The organism is Nonomuraea sp. ATR24, from assembly GCF_041950485.1.
GTDB lineage: Bacteria > Actinomycetota > Actinomycetes > Streptosporangiales > Streptosporangiaceae > Nonomuraea > Nonomuraea ceibae.
Genome location: NZ_JBGNUU010000026.1, coordinates 99,163 through 118,592, shown reverse-complemented (window position 1 = coordinate 118,592; position 19,430 = coordinate 99,163). Strand labels below are relative to the sequence as shown.

Below are 19,430 nucleotides of genomic sequence, written 5' to 3'. Positions count from 1 at the left end.
GACCCCCGACCTCCGACCCCCGGCCCCAGCCCTCGGCCCCAGCCCTCGGCCCCGGCTCCCGGCCCGGCCCCCGTCCCGGGCGCCCCCCGTCCCGGCCCCCCGGCCCCACCAGCCCGCTCCTCGGCTCGGCCCGGGCTGCGGCTCCACCGCTCCGTGGGGACGGGCGCCGCAGGGGCCCGCCGGGGGTCGCCCGGGCGGTCGGCGGTGGCGCGTGCGGGTGGTGCGGTCGCCGGAGGCGTCGGGCGCGGCGTCCGGGTGGGAGGTTGCGGCGCATCCGGGCGGTCAGCCCTCCGGGGTGGCCTTCCCACGGCAGGTGCCTCGGGTGGGGCGGTTACACGGGCTGGGCGGGGTTGGGAGGGCGTGTCTCTGGGAGGTGGTGCGGGATATGGTGCCGGGATGGGTGCGTATGACGTGGTTGTGGCCGGTGGGGGTCACAATGGGCTGGTCGCGGCGGCCTACCTGGCGGGGGCCGGGCGGCGGGTGCTGGTGCTGGAGCGGCAGGGCCACGCGGGCGGCCTGGCGATCTCCGCGCGGCCGTTTCCGGGCGTGGACGTACGCCTGTCGCGCTACTCGTACCTGGTCAGCCTCCTCCCGACGAAGATCGTCAAGGACCTGGGTCTCGGCCTGGAGCTGCGCAGGCGGCGGTATGCCTCGTACACCCCCAAGGGGGACACCGGGCTGCTCGTGGACGGCGGGGACGCCGAGCGGACGAGGCGGTCGTTCCTGGAGGTGACGGGCGGGGAGGCCGACCACACCGCATGGCAGGACTTCTACGGCATGGTGGCCCGTACCGCCCAGGTGCTCGCGCCCACGCTGCTGGAGCCGTTGCGCACGGCGGCGGAGGTCGAGCGCATGGTGGGGGCGCGGGCGTGGGGTGAGCTGTTCGCGCGGCCCATCGGGGAGACGGTGGACGAGCGGTTCGGCGACGACACGGTGCGCGGGGTGGTGCTGACGGACGCGCTGATCGGGACGTTCGCCGATCCGGCCACCGACCTGCTGGCGAACCGGTGCTTCCTCTATCACGTGATCGGCGACGGCACGGGGGAGTGGAACGTGCCGGTCGGCGGCATGGGCGCGGTCTCGGGCGCGCTGGAGGACGCGGCCCGGCGCGCGGGCGCGGAGATCAGGACGGGCGCCGAGGTCGTCGGCATCTCGCCGTCGGGGGAGGTCACGTTCCGTACGGAGGGCGCCGAGCACACGGTGACCGGCGGGCACGTCCTGGTGAACCTGCCCCCGGCCGTGCTGGACAAGGCGCTCGGCAGGACGCCCGAGCAGCCGGAGGGCGCCCAGCTCAAGGTGAACATGGTGCTCAGCCGGCTGCCCAGGCTCAAGGACGGGACGGTCGACCCGGTCGCGGCCTTCAGCGGGACGTTCCACATCAACGAGGGCCGCGACCAGCTCGCCCGGGCGTACGCGCAGGCGGCGGCGGGCGTGATCCCGGAGCTGCCGCCGGCCGAGGTGTACTGCCACTCGCTCACGGACCCGTCGATCCTCGGGCCGGAGCTGCGGGGGAGGGCGGAGACGCTGACGCTGTTCGGCCTCCACATGCCCGCCCGCCTTTTCCGGGAAAATCCGGACAAGGCCAGGGAGGATGCCCTGCGCGCCACGTTCGCGTCGATCAACACGGTCCTGGCCGAGCCCATCGAGGACTGCCTCCTGCGCGCCCCCGACGGCACGCCGTGCGTCGAGGCCAAGACGCCGGTGGACCTGGAGAACGAGGCCGGGCTGCCCGGCGGCCACATCTTCCACCGCGACCTGAGCTGGCCGTACGGGGACGAGGGCGGCTGGGGCGTCGAGACCGGGCACGAGCGGATCCTGCTGTGCGGCGCGGGCGCCCGCCGGGGCGGCGGCGTGAGCGGCATCCCCGGCCACAACGCGGCGATGGCCCTCCTCGGCTGACCGCCTCCGCCGGTCGCCCTGTCCGCCCGCCCGCGTCCGCCCGTACGACTGGACAGGGCCGGACAGGGTGGGCCGGACGGGCAGGAGCCGGACGGCGGGCCGGGCGGGGTGGCCGGACAGGGGCCGGTCGGGCGGGGGGTCGCGTTCATCGCCTTCTCAGATTGCTCCTCTAGCGTGGTGGCATGAGTGAGCCCGCACGGTTGCTGGTGGTGGACGACGAGCCCGCGTTGCGCGAGGCGCTGCAGTCGAGCCTGGAGTTCGAGGGCTACCGGGTCGTGACCGCCGACGACGGGCAGGCGGCGCTGGAGGAGCTGGCCCGGCAGCCGTACGACGCGGTGCTGCTCGACGTGATGATGCCGCGGCTCGACGGGCTGACCGCCTGCCGCCGGCTGCGCGGGACCGGCAACCACGTCCCGGTGCTCATGCTGACCGCCCGCGACGCCGTCGGGGACCGGGTGTCAGGGCTGGACGCGGGCGCCGACGACTACCTGGTCAAGCCGTTCGAGCTGGACGAGCTGCTGGCCCGGGTGCGGGCGCTGCTGCGGCGCGGCGCGCTGAGCGCGGGCGAGCCGGAGCAGACGCTGGCCTTCGGGGACCTGCGCATGGACCCGGCGACCCGCGAGGTGACGCGGGGCGCGCGGCGGCTGGACCTCACCAGGACCGAGTACCTGCTGATGGAGCTGTTCCTGGCCCACCCCCGCCAGGTGCTGACGCGGGACCAGATCCTGGCCGAGGTGTGGGGGTTCGACTTCGAGCCGACGTCCAACTCGCTCGACGTGTACGTGATGTACCTGCGGCGCAAGACCGAGGCCGGCGGCGAGCCCCGGGTGATCCACACCGTGCGCGGCGTCGGCTACGTGCTCAGAGGCTCCTCGTGAGAAAGCGCAGCCTGCGCGCCCGCCTGACGCTCCTGGTGGCCGCGGCGGTGGCGATCGCGGTGGGCGTCTCGGCCGTCGGCACCTGGTACTTCGTCCGCAGGGAGCTGTCGTGGCAGCTCAACCAGTCGCTGCGGGAGACCGGCGAGCGCGTCCCCTTCGAACGCATGCAGAAGGCGACCCGCGAGTGCTCCGCCGAGCCGGTGAGCGCGACCGGCTACGGCAAGTACCCGCCGTTCCCCGAGCCGATGCAGATCGTCTTCCCCGACGGCACCCGCTGCGTCATGGGCAACACCGCGATCAAGGTCACCCGCCGGGAGGAGGAGGTCGCCGGCGGCAACCACGGCCAGGAGCTCGTCTACGACGGCTACGCCGACGACGGCACCCCGCTGCGCGTGCTGGTCAGGAACGTCGACCGCGACGCCGCGTTCGTCATCGCCCGCCCCACCCACGAGCTGCAGAGCACGCTGCGCAGCGTGTCGATCCTGCTGGCGGCCGTGGCCGCGCTCGGCGTGCTCGTCGCCGCCACGGCGGGGCTGCTCGTCTCGCGCGCCGCGCTGCGCCCGGTGGGCCGGCTGACCAGGGCGGTCGAGCACATCGCGCAGACCGAGGACCTCGACACCCGCATCCCGATCGACGGCAGCGACGAGATCGCCCGGCTGAGCGCGTCGTTCAACGCGATGACCGCCGCGCTGGCCGGGTCGCGCGACCGCCAGCGGCAGCTCGTCGCCGACGCCGGGCACGAGCTGCGCACGCCGCTCACCACCCTGCGCACCAACATCGACCTGCTGCTGCGCAGCGAGCAGACGGGCCGCAGCCTCGACCCGGGCGCCAAGGAGCGGCTGCTGGTCAACGTCAAGGCGCAGTTCGCCGAGCTGTCCACGCTGGTGGGCGACCTGCTGCAGCTCGCCAGGGGCGACACCGACCACGAGCCGCACGCCGAGCTGCCGCTGCACGACGTCGTCACGGCCGCCGCCGGGCGGGCCAGGCTGCGCGGCGCCGAGGTCAGCACCGACCTGAGCCCCTGGTATGTGGTCGGCGGCGCCGCGTCGTTGGAACGTGCCGTGCTCAACCTCATCGACAACGCCGCCAAGTTCAGTCCCGGCGGCCGGGTGGAGGTCGTGCTGCGCGACGGCGTGCTGACCGTGCGGGACCGGGGGCCGGGCATCGCGGAGGAGGAGCTGCCGCACGTGTTCGAGCGGTTCTGGCGCTCGCCGTCGGCTCGCTCGCTGCCGGGTTCGGGGCTGGGCCTGGCGATCGTCGCGCAGGCCGTGGCCGAGGTGGGCGGAGAGGTACGGCTCGGGAACGCGCCGGACGGCGGGGTGATCGCGACCCTCGAACTGCCGGGCCGCGCCACCCCGAGCAGCTGACGACCGGCCGCGCAGTCCGTACGGGCCGGTCACACGGCGGGCCGGTCGCACGGCGGGGCGGTCGTCAGGCGGACACCGGGGCGCGTCGTTGCGCGACGGTGGAGCAGGCGGCGGCGAGCAGCCAGATCACCGGCCCCGACAGCCCGCCCACCGCGTCCACGTGCCCGGGCCGGACCATCACGGCGAGGAACGCCGCGTCGACCGCGCCGAGCACGAGCAGGTTGAGCCAGTGGCCGCGGCGGCTGTTGAGGCGGTTCATGGTGAGGGCGACGCCGATGGCCTGGAGCCCGAACACGGCGGCGCACGCGAAGAACATGAGGCTCTCGGCCGCCGCCTCGTCCGCGGGGGAGCCGCCGGACAGGATCATGCCCGCCCCCAGCCCGACGTGCAGCACCCCCCACAGCACGTACAGCGCGGTGGCGGCGGCGGGCCACCTTGCAGGTGCGATAAAGTAGTTCACGCCGTGAAAGATACACGATGGAAACCAAAGGCGGACATGGCCACCGACCGAGACGACGCGGCCCGCGCGCTGAACGCGATCCGCGAGCTCCACGCCACCCACGACGCCCTGCTGGAGGCGGTCGCGGGGCGCTACGGGCTCAACCACAACGACCTGCGCTGCCTTGAGATCCTGCACCGGGAGGGCGCGATGCCCGCCCAGCGGCTGGCCGCGCTGAGCAACCTGAGCCCGGCGGCCATCACCAAGATCGCCGACCGGCTCGTCGCCCCGGGATACGCGGTCAGACGGCAGAGCGCCACCGATCGGCGCTCGCAGGTCATCGGGGTGTCGGACGGCCACGCCGAATTGCGCGCCACGACATGGGAACGGGTCCACGCCGACGCCGTCGCCGTGCTGGAGGACGTTCCCGCCGCCCGGCTCCGCGACCTCCTCCTGCTGCTCGGCCGGCTCGCCGACGTCAACCGCGAGCACGCGCGACGGCTGTCGTCCGACCCGCCCGAGGAGTGAGCGGAGAGAGTGGGGCAGGCGGCCGGGAGGGCTAGGCGGGGAGGGCGGCCAGGAGGTAGGCGAGGCGGGCGGCGGCGGCCTCCACGTCGTCGGCCGTGCCGAGCCGGTAGCCCCACGACGTGACGAAGCTGCCGTCGTCGGAGCAGGTGACGTTCTCGGCCAGCGTGGCGGAGAAACGGTTGCGCACGCACACGAACGCCGGATCGCTCGCCAGGGACAGGCTCTGGACGGACAGGTCGGCGTGACGACCCGCGAACCTCGCGAACTGCTCCAGGCAGAGCGCGGTGTCAAGCATCATGCGTCACCTCCGCATCGTCTCGCGCCAGAATTGCACGATCTTGAGGAGGAGGGCAAGCAATTGCGAGGATTAGTGTGGGGATTGTTTGCGGTATTCGTTAAGAATCCGGATGATGGTGTCCCGCCCGGCTTCGCCGAACTGCGCGACTTTCGCGTAATCGTCGAAGGCGCGAACGTAGAACGCCACGTCGTCGGGATCGCGCAGCACCAGATCCTTCGTCATGGTGGCGACGCCCACCATGGCCTCGTTGTAGATCCAGAAGCCGTTGACCGGCGCCGACGGCAGCTCCTGGGTGAACGGGATCACGCCGAACTGCACGTTCGGCAGTGAGCTGACCGCGAGCAGCCGGTCGACCTGGCCGAGCATCACGTCGTGCGGGGCCAGCCGGGTGTGCAGCACCGCCTCCGGCACCACGAACCTGAACGTGCGCGTGCGGTCGTAGAGGATCTCCTGGCGCTGCATCCGCACCCGCACCGCCGCGTCGATCTGGTCGGCCGCGCTGTAGAGGCGCCTGACCTTGCGGAACACGTGGCGGGCGTACTCGGAGGTCTGCAGCAGGCCGGCCAGGATGCCCGGCTCGAACACCCGGAACAGCTTGGTGCGCGCCTCCAGGTCGCGCACGTCCTCCTGGAGGGCGGCCAGGCCGCTGCGGTGGCGCTGCTTCCAGCCGTCGTGCCGTTCCAGCAGGGCGATGGCCTGGGCGATCAGCTCGTCCGTGACCTCGGGTGGCGCCTTCACCGCCTGCGCCCACACCACGACGTCGTCCTCGGACGGGGTCTGCCGGGCGTTCTCCAGGCGGGAGACCTTGGACGGCTGCCAGCGCAGCCGTTCGGCCAGCTCCTTGCCCGTGAGGCGGGCCGCCTCACGCAATTGCCTGAGCTGCCCGCCGAGGTCGGCGCGCGCCTGTTGAAACGACGTCACGACGCAAGAGGCTAGCCCCGGGCCGGTGGATCATGCCAGGCCCAGTCGCGCAATCGTGACCAGCCGGTCGCGGGGGGTGGTCACTTTCCCGATGTCCCGAGGCCGCGCACGACCGGGCAGGGCGGGGGTCAGGCAGGCAGGACCCGGCGGGCGATCTCGGTGATGAGCTCGCGGGGCACCTCGACCGCGGTCTCGCCGTCGAGCACGTCCCGCAGGTCGGCCAGGGCCTCGGCGTCGGTGACCTGGAGCCCCTGGATGACGATGGTGCCTCGGTCGGTCTCGTACAGGGTCGGGCAGGCGCCGGCGTCCGACGTGGAACCCAGGAACCGCATCCGCATGACGATCCTTCCCCGAACAACTGCAATTGCGCGCAATTGTAGGGGACAACTTCCTACTTGTGATCCTTTTTCGGAAAAATCGGGATATTGGGCTATGTGGGGGTTATGTCGAAATCGAGTCGCGCATGATGTGCCCGGCCCGTTCGAACAGCGACAGCGTGGTGGCGTGCAGCAGATCGCCGATGTCCTTGGGCGCCTTGCCGGCGAACGCGCGGGCGTGGGTGCCCTCCAGCACGATGCCGAGCTTGAAGCAGGCCATCACCGCGTACCAGTCGATCGCCGACAGGTCGCGGTCGGACAGCGCCGCGTAGCAGTCGACGATCTCCCGGGGCGAGGCCAGCCCCGGCACCAGCCCCGCGGCCTGCGGCCACATCGCCACCAGCCAGCCGAGGTCGACCAGCGGGTCGCCGATCGTGCACATCTCCCAGTCGACGATCGCCGCCACCCGGGGCCCGTCGTGGGCGAACATCAGGTTGGCGAAGTGGTAGTCGCCGTGCATGATCCCCGGCGTGAACGACGCGGGCCGGTTGGCCTCCAGCCACGCCGCCGTCTCGGCCAGCCCGGGAATCCGCGGCCCCGGGTAGCCGTCGAGCTCCCCGTAGCCGTTGAGTTCCCGCATCCAGCGCGGCACCTGCCGCTCCAGGAACCCCTCCGGCCGGCCGAACCCCGGCAGCACCCCCGGGTCGACGCGCCCGAGCTCGGCCAGCGCCGAGGCGGCCTCCAGGCCCATCCGGTGCCGGATCGCCGGGTCGGAGGCGTGCGGCTCGGGCAGCCCGGTCGACGGGTTGAACCCGTCGACCGGCTCCATCAGGTAGAACACCGGCTCTTCCGCCGTCTGCGCGGCGACCAGCCGGGGCGCCGCGACGGGCGTGTCACGCAGCGCCGCCAGCACCCGCGCCTCGCGCCGCAGCACCTCGTTGCTCTTGGCGCGGGCGTGCTGCGGGGGCCTGCGCAGGATGTACGGGCGGCCGCCGCGCTCGAAGCGGGCCATGACGTTCTGGGTGCCGCCGGGCACCGGCGCCAGGCCGGTGATCGGCCCTTCGGGCAGGCCCTGCGCGTCCATCCAGGCGCCGAGGCCGGCGAGGTCGACGGCGTTGACGTCGATGTGGGTGGCGGACATGACGGCCCTTCGACAGAACGATATTCTGGTGATCGACCCTACGAGAGCGCCGATCCGCCGGTCAACCCAGCGCCTGCATGAACGGCAGGAACTGCCGCGCGCGGTCACCCGGCAGGTCGCCGCCGCGCACCATGAGCGACACCTGCCAGGGGGCGCCGATGCCGTGCTCGGCCGCCCAGCCGGCCAGGTCCTCCTTGGCCAGGTCGAGGTCCAGGCGCACCTCGCCGCCCACGTCGAGGGCCAGGTCGCCGATCAGCGCCCGCGCGGTCTCCTCGTCCCCCGCCACGACGGGGCCGATGACCACGTTGTCGTCGTTGCGCCAGCAGTGCCCGAAGCCGCCCTCGGCGATCCGCACCCGCTCGCCGAAGCTGAACATCCTGCGCAGCAGCGGCGACCGGTCGGTGCCGAACGCGTCGGCGTCGAGCGCCAGGATCGTCTCCAGGTCGGCCTCCGTCGCCGGGCGCGTCCGGCCGGAGTGCTCGCCGCCGAAGACGCCGGTCCGCTTGGCGACGTGCCCGACCGTGCGGAAGCCGAGCCGCTCGTACAGGGGGCGGCCGTTCTCGGTGGCGTGCAGCGACACGATCCGGTCGCCCGCCTGGGCGATCACGTGCTCCATCAGGCGGCGGGCCAGCCCCTGCCGGCCGTAGCGGGAAGCGGTCAGCACCATGCTGATCACCGCGTGGTCGTCGCCGTAGCGGGTCAGGATCGTGGTCGAGGCCAGGCCGTCGCCGTCGGGCGCGTCGATCCCGTAGACCTCGCCGACCTCGAACAGCAGCGTCCACTTGTGCCGCTCGGGCAGCCAGCCCCGGTCCTTGGCCAGCCGGCCGCAGGCGTCCAGGTCGTCGAGGGTCAGACGGCGTACGTGCATGGCCGCCATCCTCCTGTACGGCACCCCGGCGGCTCAAAGTGTTTTCCGTCACCGCGACCATGGAGGGATGCAATGCGTTATAGCGGTAGATGTCGGCGGCACCACCATCAAAGGTGGACTTGTCGCTCGTGACGGCACAATCCTCCATCATGAGCGCCGTCCCACCCCGCGTGCCGACGGCCCGGACCGCGTCGTCGCCGCCGTCTCCGCCCTCATCGCCGACCTCGCCGCCCGCCCGGGCGCCGCGCCCGAGGCCGTCGGCCTGGCCGTGCCCGGCCTCGTCACGCCCACCCACGCCGTCTACTCGGCCGCGATCGGCTGGCGCGACGTCCCGGCGGGCGCCTTCACCACGCTGGACCTCCCGCTCGCCCTGGGCCACGACGTCCGCTCCGCCGGGGACGCCGAGCTGGCCTACGGCGTCACCGAGCGGACGCCCGGCCACGTGCTGTACGTGCCGATCGGCACCGGCATCGCCGGCGCGCTGGTGCTGAACGGCTCCCTGTACGGCGGCGCGTCCGGCTGGGCCGGGCAGCTCGGGCACATCCCGGTACGCCCCGCCGGGCCGTCCTGTGCGTGCGGCCAGCGCGGCTGCCTGACCCTGTACGCGTCGGCGTCGGCCATCGCCGCCCGGTGCGGCGAGTCGTCGGCGGCCGACGTGGTGCGCCGCGCGGCCGAGGGCGATCCCGTGGCGGCCGAGGTCTGGGACGACGCCCTGGCGGCCCTGGCCACCGCCCTGGCCACCTGCACGCTGCTGCTGGACCCGGCGCTGATCGTCATCGGCGGCGGCCTCTCGCGCGCCGGTGACGCCCTCCTCGGCCCGCTGCGCGAGCACCTGGCGGGCCGGCTGACCTTCCGCCGCCCGCCCCGCGTGCGCGCCTCGGCGCTCGGCGTGGACGCGGGGCTCCTCGGCGCGGCCCTGCTCGGCTTCCGCGCACTCGCCTGACCGCGCCGCCGCTCACTCCAGGAGGGCCACCGCTCACTCCAGGAGGGACGCCGGGATCTCCACCTCCTGGGCGCGCAGCTCCTCGCCCAGTGCCTTGGCCTGCGGGTCGGGCCGGGCGCTGGCCGCGACACCCCTGCCCAGCAGGCCGTGCACGACGAAGTTCAGCGCGTTCAGGTTGGGCAGCTCGTAGCGGTCCACCCGGTGGGCGGCCAGCTCCGGCAGCAGCTCCTTCAGCCGCCCGACGGTCAGATGGGCCGCCAGCCAGGCGTACTGCGCGGCCGTGGTGGTCCACACGCCAAGGTTCGCGTTGCCGCCCTTGTCGCCCGACCGCGCCCCGGCCACCCGCCCCAGCGGGACCCGTACCGGCTCCCCATCGGCCACCGGCGCGTCCGGGACGGCAGGGACGGGCCGCTCGGGCGGGTCGGCGAAGGGCAGGTCGGGGAAGGGCGGGGGCGGGCCGTCCGGGGGCAGCAGCTCGCCGTCCACGCGGACCTCCGGCGTGACCGCCGACGCCGGGACCAGCACCGGCCAGTAGACGCCGTACGGCGACGCCGCGCCGGGCGGGGAGAGCGCGTGGAAGCCCGGGTAGCTGGCCAGGCCCGTCTCCACCACGGCGGAGGAGAACGCCCGGCCCGCCCGGCCCGGGTCGGGGTCCATGACCGTGATGCGCAGCAGCCCGTCCGCCCGGGAGACCTCCACCCGCTCGAACGACTCCTTGGGCACCCGCGCCCAGATGGCCTCCTCGGCGACCCGGCCCTTGGCCTCCTGGTCCAGGCCGGTCAGCACGAGCGTCATCGTGTTGCGGTAGCCCGCCGGGTAGGTGACCGCGACCTTGAGTGTGCCGGGCGGCGGATCGCCGCGCACGCCGCTGATGCGCACGCGGTCGGGGCCGTCGCCGGACAGCGTGATCGTGTCGAAGCGGGCCACCACGTCGGGCCCCGGGTAGGCGGGCCCGGCGATCTCGTACAGGAGCTGCGCCGTCACCGTGCCGACCGACACCAGGCCGCCCGTGCCGGGATGCTTGGTGATCACGCTGGAGCCGTCGGCGTGCAGCTCGGCCAGCGGGAAGCCGCAGTGCGCCAGGTCGGGCACGTCGCGGAAGAACGCGTAGTTGCCGCCGGTGGCCTGGCAGCCGCACTCGATGACGTGGCCGGCGACCACCGAGCCCGCCAGCGCGTCCAGGTCGCCGGGCCGCCACCCGTAGCGCCAGATGCCCGGCCCCGTGACCAGGGCGGCGTCGGTGACCCGGCCGGTCACCACCACGTCCGCGCCCGCCGACAGCGCGGCGGCGATGGGCCGGCCGCCCAGGTAGGCGTTGGCGGTCAGCGGCGTGGCGGTCAGCCGTTCGCCGGTGTCGGCGTTGACCAGGTCGAGGTCCGTCCCGGTCAGGTCGTCGCCGGTCACGCAGGCGACGCTGGGCGACAGGCCGAGCCGGGCGGCCAGCTCGTGCACGGCCTCCGCGCAGCCCGCCGGGTCGAGGCCGCCGGCGTTGGCGACGATCCTGATGCCCCGGTCCAGGCACGGCCCGAGGACGTCCTCCAGCTGCCGCAGGAACGTGGGCGCGTAGCCGGGGCGGCCCTTGAGCCGGTTGCCCGCCAGGATGAGCATCGTCAGCTCGGCCAGCCAGTCGCCGGTCAGCACGTCGATGGGGCCGCCCTCGACCATCTCGCGGGCGGCCGAGAGCCGGTCGCCGTAGAAGCCGCTGCAGTTGGCCACCCGCAGCGGACCGCTCCCGGCCCCGGCCCCGGTCACGGGACCCAGCGGGGCGGGCGCTTGGCGGCGAAGGCGGCGATGCCCTCGCGGCCCTCGTCGGAGGTGAAGCGCTCGGCCGACAGCTCCGTCATCCGGCTCAGCCCCTCCTCGAACGACAGCGCCGGCACCTCCCTGACCAGGCGCTTGGTGATGGCCAGCGCCTCCGGGCCGCCCTTGAGCAGCATGCCGGCGTAGTGGGCGACGGCCTCGTCCAGCTCCTCCTCCGGGACGGCGCGGGTCAGCAGGCCGATCTCCACCGCCCGGGCCGCCGGGAACACCTCGCCGGTCATCAGGTATTCGGCCGCCGCCCTCGGGTCCAGCCGCCGCAGCACCGGCACCGAGATCATCGCGGGCACCACGCCCAGCCGCACCTCGGTGAACGCGAACGACGCCGTCACCGGCGCGATCGCGAAGTCGCACGAGGCCACCAGCCCGAGCCCGCCCGCGCGGGCGGTGCCGTTGAGCCGGCAGATCACCGGCTTCGGGCTCTCCCAGAGGGTGGCCATCACCTGCGGGAACGCGGAGGTGACCGGCGCGTCCGAGCCCGCGGCCCGCTGCTCCTTCAGGTCGGCGCCGGAGCTGAACACGTGCCCGGTGCCCGTCAGCACGATCACCCGTGCCGACGGCTCGGCCAGCGCCCACTCCAGGCGGTCGGTCAGGTCGGCGAGCAGGCGGGTGGACAGGGCGTTGCGGTTCGGCGGCGAGTCGAGCGTGATCGTCGCGATGCCGCCGGACAGCTCCTTGTGGACCAGGCGCGTCATGATTCCCCTTCTTCGATGATCGCCAGTACGGCTCCCGCCTCGACCTGGCGGCCCTGGCGCGCGTGCACGGCCGAGACGACGCCGCCCGCCGGGGCGGTGATCAGATGCTCCATCTTCATCGCCTCCAGCACCAGCACCGGCTGGCCCTTCTCCACCCGGGCGCCCGCCTCGACCTCGACGCGCAGCACGTTGCCCGGCATCGGGGCCAGCAGCGACCCGGGGGCGACGTGCTCGGCGGGCTCCGGCAGCCTCGGCACCGGCGTCAGCGTGACCGACTCGTCCGGCCCGTCCACGTACACCTTCCCGCCGTCGTAGCGGGCCACCTCGAACGCCTGCCGCACCGTGCCGCGTTCCAGCACCACCCGGTACGCGTCACCGGCGCGGGCGACCTCGGTCACCGTCACGCCCTCGGGCAGCGGGTCGTAGACCGCCTCGGCCTCCTCGAAGCGGGCCGTGCGCGGCTGCGAGCGGACGTTGCGCCACCCGCTGGGAAGGCCGCGCAGGACCGGGGCGCGCTCGCGGTTGGCGGCGGCCAGGGCCAGCGCGGCGGCCAGCACCGCGAGGTCCGACGGGGGCGCGGGGGCGGGCTCCGGATGGAGGTCGAGGAACCCGGTGTGCGTCTCCCCCCGCAAGAAGTCCTGATTTTTCAGGATGTGGAGGAGAAGGTCGCGGTTCGTAGTGAGCCCGTGAATCCTGGCCCCGCGCAGAGCCCGGGCCGTCCTGCGCACCGCCTCGTCCCGATCGGCCCCGTACCCGACGATCTTGGCCAGGAGCGCGTCGTAGTGCGGCGGCACCGCCGACCCGCTCTCCACCCCCGCGTCGACCCGCACCCCCTCCGGCACCTCGAACCGGTGCAGAACCCCCGCCTGCGGCAGGAAGTCGCGGTCCTCCGCGTACAGCCGCACCTCCACCGCGTGGCCCGACGGGCGCGGCGGCCCCGGCGGCAGCGTCGCGCCCCGCGCCACCTCGATCTGCCATCGGACCAGGTCGATCCCGTGGACCAGCTCGGTCACCGGATGCTCGACCTGCAGCCGGGTGTTCATCTCCAGGAACGCCACCCGCTCGCCCCTGACCAGGAACTCGACGGTGCCCGCGCCGACGTAGCCGATCGCCCGTGCCGCCCGCACGGCCGCGTCCTCCAGCTCGGCCCGCAGGGCGGCGGTGACGCCGGGCGACGGGCACTCCTCGACGACCTTCTGATGCCGGCGCTGCACGCTGCACTCGCGCTCGCCCAGCGCCCACACGCCGCCGTGGCGGTCGGCCAGCACCTGCACCTCGACGTGCCGGGCGCCCTCCAGCAGCGGCTCGGCGAACACGCCGCCTTCGCCGAAGGCCGCCTCCGCCTCCCGCCGCGCCGACTCCACCGCCCGCGCCAGCTCGCCCGGATCGCGGACGACCCGCATGCCGCGCCCGCCGCCGCCCGCGCTCGCCTTCACCAGCAGCGGGAACTCCCACCCCGGGCCGGGCTCCCCGTCCACCGGCAGCGACGGCAGCACCGGCACGCCCGCCTCCGCCATCAGCCGCTTGGCGGCCGGCTTCGAGCCCATCGCGGCGATCGCCGAGGGCGGCGGCCCCACCCACGCCAGCCCCGCGTCGAGCACCGCCTGCGCGAACGCCGCGTTCTCCGACAGGAACCCGTAACCCGGATGGACCGCGTCGGCCCCCGACGCCCGGCACGCCTCGATCAGCCGGTCGGCCGCCAAGTAGGTCTCGGCGGGCGTGACCCCGCTCAGCCGCACCGCGCGGTCGGCCTCCGCCACGTGCGGGGCGCGGGCGTCGGCGTCGGAGAAGACCGCGACCGTCTCGACGCCGAGCTCGCGGCAGGTGCGGAAGACGCGGCGGGCGATCTCGCCCCGGTTGGCCACCAGCAGACGCGTGATCACGGCCGGAACACCCCGAATCCGGCGGGCTCCGGCACCGGCGCGCTGTTGATCGCCGACAGGCACAGCCCCAGCACCGTCCGCGTGTCACGCGGGTCGATCACGCCGTCGTCGTAGAGCCGCCCCGACAGGAAGAACGGCAGCGACTCCGCCTCGATCCGCTCCTCCACCATCGCCCGCATCGCCGCGTCCGCCTCCTCGTCGTACGCCTGGCCGCGCGCCAGCGCCGACGCCCGGCCGACGATCGACAGCACCCCGGCGAGCTGCGCCGGGCCCATCACCGCCGACTTGGCGCTCGGCCAGCTGAACAGGAACCGCGGATCGTAGGCCCGCCCGCACATCCCGTAGTTGCCCGCCCCGTAGGAGGCGCCCATCACCACCGTCAGATGCGGCACCGTCGAGTTGGACACCGCGTTGATCATCATGGCGCCGTGCTTGATGATGCCGCCCTGCTCGTACTCCTTGCCGACCATGTAACCCGTCGTGTTCTGCAGGAAGATCAGCGGCGTGCGCGACTGGTTGGCGAGCTGGATGAACTGCGCCGCCTTCTGCGCCTCCTCGCTGAACAGCACCCCGCGCGCGTTCGCCAGCACGCCCACCGGATAGCCGTGCAGCCGCGCCCACCCCGTCACCAGCGACGCCCCGTACAGCGGCTTGAACTCCTCGAACGCGCTGCCGTCGGCGATGCGGGCGATCACCTCGCGCGGGTCGAACGGCACCTTCAGGTCCTCCGGCACGATCCCCAGCAGCTCCTCCGCCGGATAGAGCGGATCGCGCACGGCGCCAGGCCGCGCGCCCAGCTTGCGCCAGCCGAGCGAGCGCACGATCCGGCGGCCGATCCGCAGCGCGTCGTGCTCGTCGGCCGCCAGGTAGTCGGCCAGGCCGCTCACCCGGGCGTGCATCTCCGCGCCGCCCAGCGACTCCTCGTCGGACTCCTCGCCGGTCGCCATCCTGACCAGCGGCGGCCCGCCCAGGAACACCTTCGCCCGCTCGCGCACCATCACCACGTGGTCGCTCATCCCCGGCACGTACGCGCCCCCGGCCGTCGAGTTGCCGAACACCAGCGCGATCGTCGGGATCCCCGCCGCCGACAGCCGCGTCAGGTCACGGAAGATCCGGCCGCCCGGGATGAAGATCTCCTTCTGCGTCGGCAGGTCCGCGCCGCCGCTCTCCACCAGATTGACGTACGGCAGGCGGTTGGCCAGCGCGATGTCGGCGGCGCGCAGCGTCTTGCGCAGCGTCCACGGGTTCGAGGCACCGCCGCGCACCGTCGGGTCGTTCGCGGTGATCACGCACTCGACGCCCTCGACCACCCCGATGCCCGTCACCACGCTCGCGCCCACCGGGAAGTCGCTGCCCCACGCCGCCAGCGGCGACAGCTCCAGGAACGGCGAATCCGGGTCGACCAGCAGCTCGATCCGCTCGCGCGCCAGCAGCTTGCCCCGGTCGCGGTGGCGGCGCACGTAGCGCTCACCGCCGCCCGCGACCGCCTTGGCGTGCTCGGCGTCGAGCTCGGCCAGCTTGCCCAGCATCGCCTCCCGCCGCCGCGCGTAGTCGGGGCCGGACGTGTCGAGCGTGCTGACGATCACGACGCATACCGTAACCCGTCGCCCGGGTCAGCCGCAGTGGCTCCAGCCCGACTTCCAGGTCAGACCGGCCCAGGTGCCGCCCCAGATGACACACTTGCCCTTCCCGGGCAGCCGGACCGGGCCCGCGTAGGCGGTGAACTTGCCCGGGTTGCTGCCGGTCGAGCCGCCCTTCACCTGAAGGATCGCGTTCATCTGGACCTTGCCCGGATAGACCAGGCGCGACATCGTCACCACGCAGTTCCGGCCCGCGCCGCTGTTGTAGAGCAGGTAGATCGTCGCCTTGGTGCCCAGGGCGTGCTTGTTGATCACCTTGTAGCCGGAGCCGCACACCCCGGCCGGCGTGTACGGGTTCGGCTTGAGCTGCGTCGGCTTGACCGTCGGTTTGACCGTGGGCTTCACCGTCGGCTTCTTCGTCGGGATGCTCGTCGGCTGCTGCGACACGTCCGCCGTCGGCGAGCCCGTCGGCTCCGACTCGGGCTCGACCCGGTCCGCCGGCTTCTGCGTCGGCTCCTGGGTCCGCGTCCTGGTCTTCGTCGGCTCCGGGCGGCGCGTCGCCGGCTGCCGCGTCGGCTGCGTGATCGGGTCCGGCACCTGGGCCACGCCGTCGTCCTTCGGCCTGGTCTTCGTCTTCGTCGGCTTCGGCTCGTCGATGTCCAGCTCCGGGACCGTCGACGGGGCGATGCTCGGCGGGTTGACCACCTCCGGCGGGATCTGCGCGTCCGTGGTGGGGGAGGTCACCGAGGTGTTGCCGACGGCCACCACGGTCTGCGGCTTGGAGTTCGCCTGGACCACCACGGCCCCGGCCACCACCAGCAGCGCCGCGGCCGCCGCGCCGGACAGCGCGAACGTCAGCGTCCGCCGCTGCCCCGGCTGCCCGCCCTTCGCGGGCTGCCCCGGCCCCTGCGGCCCCCCGGGTCCTTGCGCCATTCCCGGCCCCTGAGGCCCACCGGGCCCTCGCGGCGGCTGCGCGCCGCCTTGGCCGTGCGGCGGCTGCGCGCCGCCCTGGGCGTGCGGGGCGCCGTAACCCTGCGGGGCACCTTGGCCGTGCGGCCCGCCGGGGCCGTGCGGGGGCCGGCCGTGCGCGGTGCCCTGCCCCTGAGGGCCGCCCTGGCCCTGAAGGCCGCCCTGCCCCTGAGGGCCGCCCTGGCCCTGCGGCTGGGCGGCGGCCTGGGGCTGGGCCCCGCCGTGCGTCCCGGCGGGCGCGGGCCCCGGCTGAGGACCGGCGGCAGGCGCGGGCCCGGCCTGGTGAGCGGCCGCGGGGGCGGGTCCCGGGTGGGGACCTGCTGCGGAGGAGGGTCCCGGCTGGGATCCGGCCGCGGGGGCGCTCGGCGTGGGGCGGCCGTACGGGCCGGTCTCCGGGACGGGGTTGTCGCCGCCCCGCCAGGCCGCCGCCTGGGGCGTCCAGCCCTGGGGGGCGATCTGGGCGGTGGGCCCCGTGAGCGGCTCGATGGCCGCGTTGGGGGCCGGCTGGCCGGTGAGACGGACGATGAGCTGGTCGGCCGTGGGCCGCTGGGCTGGGTCCTTGGACAGGCAGGCCGCCACCAGCTCGGCGAGCGTGCCGTCCATGCCGCCGAGCTGCGGCTCCTCGTGGAGGATGCGGTTCATGACCACGGGGATCGAGTCGGACCCGAAGGCCGGCTTGCCCGTGGCCGCGTACACCATCGTGACGCCCCAGGCGAACACGTCGGCGGCCTCCGACACCGGGGAGGCGGCGGTGAGCTGCTCGGGCGCGAGGTAGGACGGGGTGCCCATCGCCATGCCGGTGGCCGTGGCGCCGGGGGAGTCGAGGGCGCGGGCGATGCCGAAGTCGATCACCACCGGGCCTTCGGGGCCCATGAGCACGTTGGCCGGCTTGAAGTCGCGGTGCAGGATGCCGGCCCGGTGGATGGCGGCCAGCGCGGTGGCGGTGCTGATGGCGAGCCGTTCGAGGGCGGCGCCGCGGCGCGGGCCCTCGTTGATGACGAGCTCGCGCAGCGACGGCCCGGGCACGTACTCGCTGACGATGTAGGGCCGGCTGCCTTCGAGGTCGGCGTGGAGCACGGGGGCGGTGCAGAAGCGGGCGACCCGCTGGGCGACCGCGACCTCGCGCAGGAAGCGGCTGCGCGCCTCGGGGTCGGCGACGAGCGCGTGGTGCAGGAGCTTGACGGCAGCCTGCTCCCCGGACTCGGCCTTGCCCAGATAGACGACCCCTTGACCACCCTCGCCGAGCCGGGCGACGATCTCGTACTCGCCCAGCCGCCGCGGGTCGTCCGCCATCAGCGGCTGGAACTGATTCACCCCGGACCCCCATAACAGAACGATCTCTGGGGCGAAACGCTACCAGCGTGACACTTGGTACGTACGCCGACCTGCTAGATCATTCACCTTTACCCCCGCAAGTCAGGGTTTCTGCGCAGGTCGTGGCTCAGGTCACGGGTTGGTGAACAATAGCTGATCAGATGGCCTTGCCCGGGTTCAGCAGTCCCAGCGGGTCGAAGACGGCCTTGATCCCGTGCTGCACCTCGTGCGCCACCGGCCCCGACTCCAGGGCCAGCCAGCGCCGTTTGAGCACCCCGACGCCGTGCTCGCCGGTCAGCGTGCCGCCGAGTTCGAGCGCCCGGGTGAAGATCTCGTCCGCCGCCGCCCACACCTCGGCGGGCGGCTCGGTCGTCCCGTGCTCGAAGACGAACGTCGGGTGCAGGTTGCCGTCGCCCGCGTGCGCGACCGTGCAGATGCGCACGCCGTGCCGGACGGCGGCGGCCTCGATGGCGCCGATCATGTCGGGCAGCACCGAGCGGGGCACGCACACGTCCTCGACCAGGCACGCGCCGAGGCGTTCCTTGGCCTGGTAGGCCATCCGGCGCAGCCCGATCAGCTCCTCGGTCTCCTGGGGGCTGGACGACACGGCCACGAACGTGGCGCCGTTGTCGAGGCAGAGGCGTTCCATGCGGGCGGCCACCTCCTGGCTGTCGGCGGCGTCGGACTGCCCGATCAGCATCGCCATCGTGGCGGGCTCCAGGCCGATGTTGCGCCAGTCGTCGATGGCCTGGAGCGTGGCCCGGTCCAGCAGCTCCATCAGCGACGGCTGGCACCCGGCCGCCATGATCGCGGTCACGGCGGCGCCCGCGTCGCGCAGAGAGCCGAACTCGGCGGCGAACGTCGCGGGCGGGGCGACCGGCGCCCGCCGCAGCCGGACGGTGGCCGAGGTGATCACGCCCAGCGTGCCCTCGGAGCCGACGAACAGCCCGGTCAGGTCGTACCCGGTGACGCCCTTCACGGTCCGCCGCCCGGTCTGGAGCACCCGGCCGTCGGCCAGCACGACCTCCAGGCCCAGCGCCGAGTCGCGGGTGACCCCGTACTTGACGCAGCGCAGCCCGCCCGCGTTCGTGGCCAGGTTGCCGCCGATCGTGGAGATCTCGTACGAGGACGGGTCGGGCGCGTACATGAGCCCGTGCTCGCGCGCGGCCCTGTCGAGGTCGGCGGTGATCACGCCGGGCTCGACCACGGCGATCTCGTCCACCGGCGAGAGCTCCCGGATCGCGGTCATCCTGGCCAGCGACAGCACCACCGACCCGTCGGTGGCCGTGGCGGCGCCCGCCAGCCCGCTGCCCGCGCCGCGCGGCACCACGGGCACCCGGTGCTCGGTGGCCCAGCGCATGGTGGTCACCACGTCGTCGCGGGAGGCGGCCAGCACCACTCCCAGAGGCTTGCCCGGGGCCACGAACGTGCGGTCGCGGGCGTAGGAGTCGATCACGTCCGGGTCGGTGACGACACGGCCGCCGGGCAGGGAGTTCACCAGAGCGTCAATGGGTCTCACATGAGAAACCTTACGGTTTGCGTGGACGGTGGCTTACGGCCAGACTGCCCGGG

17 protein-coding genes are annotated in these 19,430 nt (G+C 73.9%); 5 read left to right on the top strand and 12 right to left on the bottom strand.

What is annotated here, in order from left to right; all coding sequences use genetic code 11:
* Positions 1-396 precede the first annotated feature (396 nt).
* From ACBI99_RS40075 to ACBI99_RS40065, 3 genes are all read left to right on the top strand, one after another.
* On the top strand, positions 397-1,899 hold the full coding sequence (locus ACBI99_RS40075) for a phytoene desaturase family protein (protein ID WP_375074848.1): 1,503 nt from the start codon (positions 397-399) through the stop codon (positions 1,897-1,899).
* A gap of 182 nt (positions 1,900-2,081) precedes the next feature.
* Positions 2,082-2,777 (top strand): response regulator transcription factor, encoded by a 696-nt coding sequence (locus tag ACBI99_RS40070; RefSeq protein ID WP_364168824.1) that lies wholly within the window; start codon positions 2,082-2,084, stop codon positions 2,775-2,777.
* Positions 2,774-4,144, top strand: a complete 1,371-nt coding sequence (locus tag ACBI99_RS40065) for a sensor histidine kinase (RefSeq protein ID WP_375074847.1) — start codon at positions 2,774-2,776, stop codon at positions 4,142-4,144. Before ACBI99_RS40070 ends, ACBI99_RS40065 begins: the two co-directional genes overlap by 4 nt.
* Positions 4,145-4,208: 64 nt before the next feature.
* On the opposite strand, the gene ACBI99_RS40060 is transcribed toward ACBI99_RS40065, so the two are convergent.
* Complete coding sequence (locus ACBI99_RS40060; protein ID WP_357590767.1) at positions 4,209-4,604, bottom strand: hypothetical protein; 396 nt, start codon at positions 4,602-4,604, stop codon at positions 4,209-4,211.
* Positions 4,605-4,640: 36 nt separating this feature from the next.
* Between ACBI99_RS40060 and ACBI99_RS40055 the strand changes: the two genes are divergently transcribed.
* Positions 4,641-5,111, top strand: a complete 471-nt coding sequence (locus tag ACBI99_RS40055) for a MarR family winged helix-turn-helix transcriptional regulator (RefSeq protein ID WP_375074846.1) — start codon at positions 4,641-4,643, stop codon at positions 5,109-5,111.
* Between the two features lie 31 nt (positions 5,112-5,142).
* On the opposite strand, the gene ACBI99_RS40050 is transcribed toward ACBI99_RS40055, so the two are convergent.
* The 5 genes from ACBI99_RS40050 to ACBI99_RS40030 all read right to left on the bottom strand — a co-directional run bounded on the left by ACBI99_RS40050 (position 5,143) and on the right by ACBI99_RS40030 (position 8,656).
* A complete protein-coding gene (locus tag ACBI99_RS40050) occupies positions 5,143-5,409 on the bottom strand; it encodes a hypothetical protein (RefSeq protein WP_219507468.1) in 267 nt (88 codons plus the stop codon).
* 69 nt (positions 5,410-5,478) lie between these two features.
* A complete protein-coding gene (locus ACBI99_RS40045) occupies positions 5,479-6,330 on the bottom strand; it encodes a helix-turn-helix domain-containing protein (protein ID WP_375074845.1) in 852 nt (283 codons plus the stop codon).
* A 128-nt stretch (positions 6,331-6,458) separates the two neighbouring features.
* A complete protein-coding gene (locus tag ACBI99_RS40040) occupies positions 6,459-6,668 on the bottom strand; it encodes a hypothetical protein (RefSeq protein WP_357590763.1) in 210 nt (69 codons plus the stop codon).
* Positions 6,669-6,771: 103 nt separating this feature from the next.
* Positions 6,772-7,788 (bottom strand): phosphotransferase family protein, encoded by a 1,017-nt coding sequence (locus tag ACBI99_RS40035; RefSeq protein WP_375074844.1) that lies wholly within the window; start codon positions 7,786-7,788, stop codon positions 6,772-6,774.
* Positions 7,789-7,849: 61 nt separating this feature from the next.
* On the bottom strand, positions 7,850-8,656 hold the full coding sequence (locus tag ACBI99_RS40030; RefSeq protein WP_357590759.1) for a GNAT family N-acetyltransferase: 807 nt from the start codon (positions 8,654-8,656) through the stop codon (positions 7,850-7,852).
* Between the two features lie 67 nt (positions 8,657-8,723).
* On the opposite strand from ACBI99_RS40030, the gene ACBI99_RS40025 reads away from it, so the two are divergent.
* On the top strand, positions 8,724-9,599 hold the full coding sequence (locus ACBI99_RS40025) for an ROK family protein (protein ID WP_357590757.1): 876 nt from the start codon (positions 8,724-8,726) through the stop codon (positions 9,597-9,599).
* A 33-nt stretch (positions 9,600-9,632) separates the two neighbouring features.
* On the opposite strand, the gene ACBI99_RS40020 is transcribed toward ACBI99_RS40025, so the two are convergent.
* From ACBI99_RS40020 to ACBI99_RS39995, 6 genes are all read right to left on the bottom strand, one after another.
* The gene (locus ACBI99_RS40020) at positions 9,633-11,264 is read right to left on the bottom strand and encodes an acyclic terpene utilization AtuA family protein (RefSeq protein WP_375074849.1); all 1,632 of its coding nucleotides are present in this window, start codon (positions 11,262-11,264) and stop codon (positions 9,633-9,635) included.
* An 83-nt stretch (positions 11,265-11,347) separates the two neighbouring features.
* The gene (locus ACBI99_RS40015) at positions 11,348-12,112 is read right to left on the bottom strand and encodes an enoyl-CoA hydratase-related protein (protein ID WP_364168808.1); all 765 of its coding nucleotides are present in this window, start codon (positions 12,110-12,112) and stop codon (positions 11,348-11,350) included.
* On the bottom strand, positions 12,109-13,995 hold the full coding sequence (locus ACBI99_RS40010) for a biotin carboxylase N-terminal domain-containing protein (RefSeq protein ID WP_375074843.1): 1,887 nt from the start codon (positions 13,993-13,995) through the stop codon (positions 12,109-12,111). The genes ACBI99_RS40015 and ACBI99_RS40010 overlap by 4 nt, the downstream gene beginning before the upstream one ends.
* Positions 13,992-15,524: a carboxyl transferase domain-containing protein gene (locus ACBI99_RS40005; RefSeq protein WP_357590855.1), complete on the bottom strand. Its 1,533-nt coding sequence runs from the start codon at positions 15,522-15,524 to the stop codon at positions 13,992-13,994. The genes ACBI99_RS40010 and ACBI99_RS40005 overlap by 4 nt, the downstream gene beginning before the upstream one ends.
* Before the next feature lie 84 nt (positions 15,525-15,608).
* Complete coding sequence (locus ACBI99_RS40000) at positions 15,609-17,858, bottom strand: protein kinase (protein WP_375074842.1); 2,250 nt, start codon at positions 17,856-17,858, stop codon at positions 15,609-15,611.
* A gap of 157 nt (positions 17,859-18,015) precedes the next feature.
* Positions 18,016-19,377 carry an FAD-linked oxidase C-terminal domain-containing protein gene (locus ACBI99_RS39995; protein ID WP_308125851.1) on the bottom strand — a complete coding sequence of 454 codons (1,362 nt, stop codon included), beginning with the start codon at positions 19,375-19,377 and terminating at the stop codon, positions 18,016-18,018.
* Between the last annotated feature and the right edge of the window lie 53 nt (positions 19,378-19,430).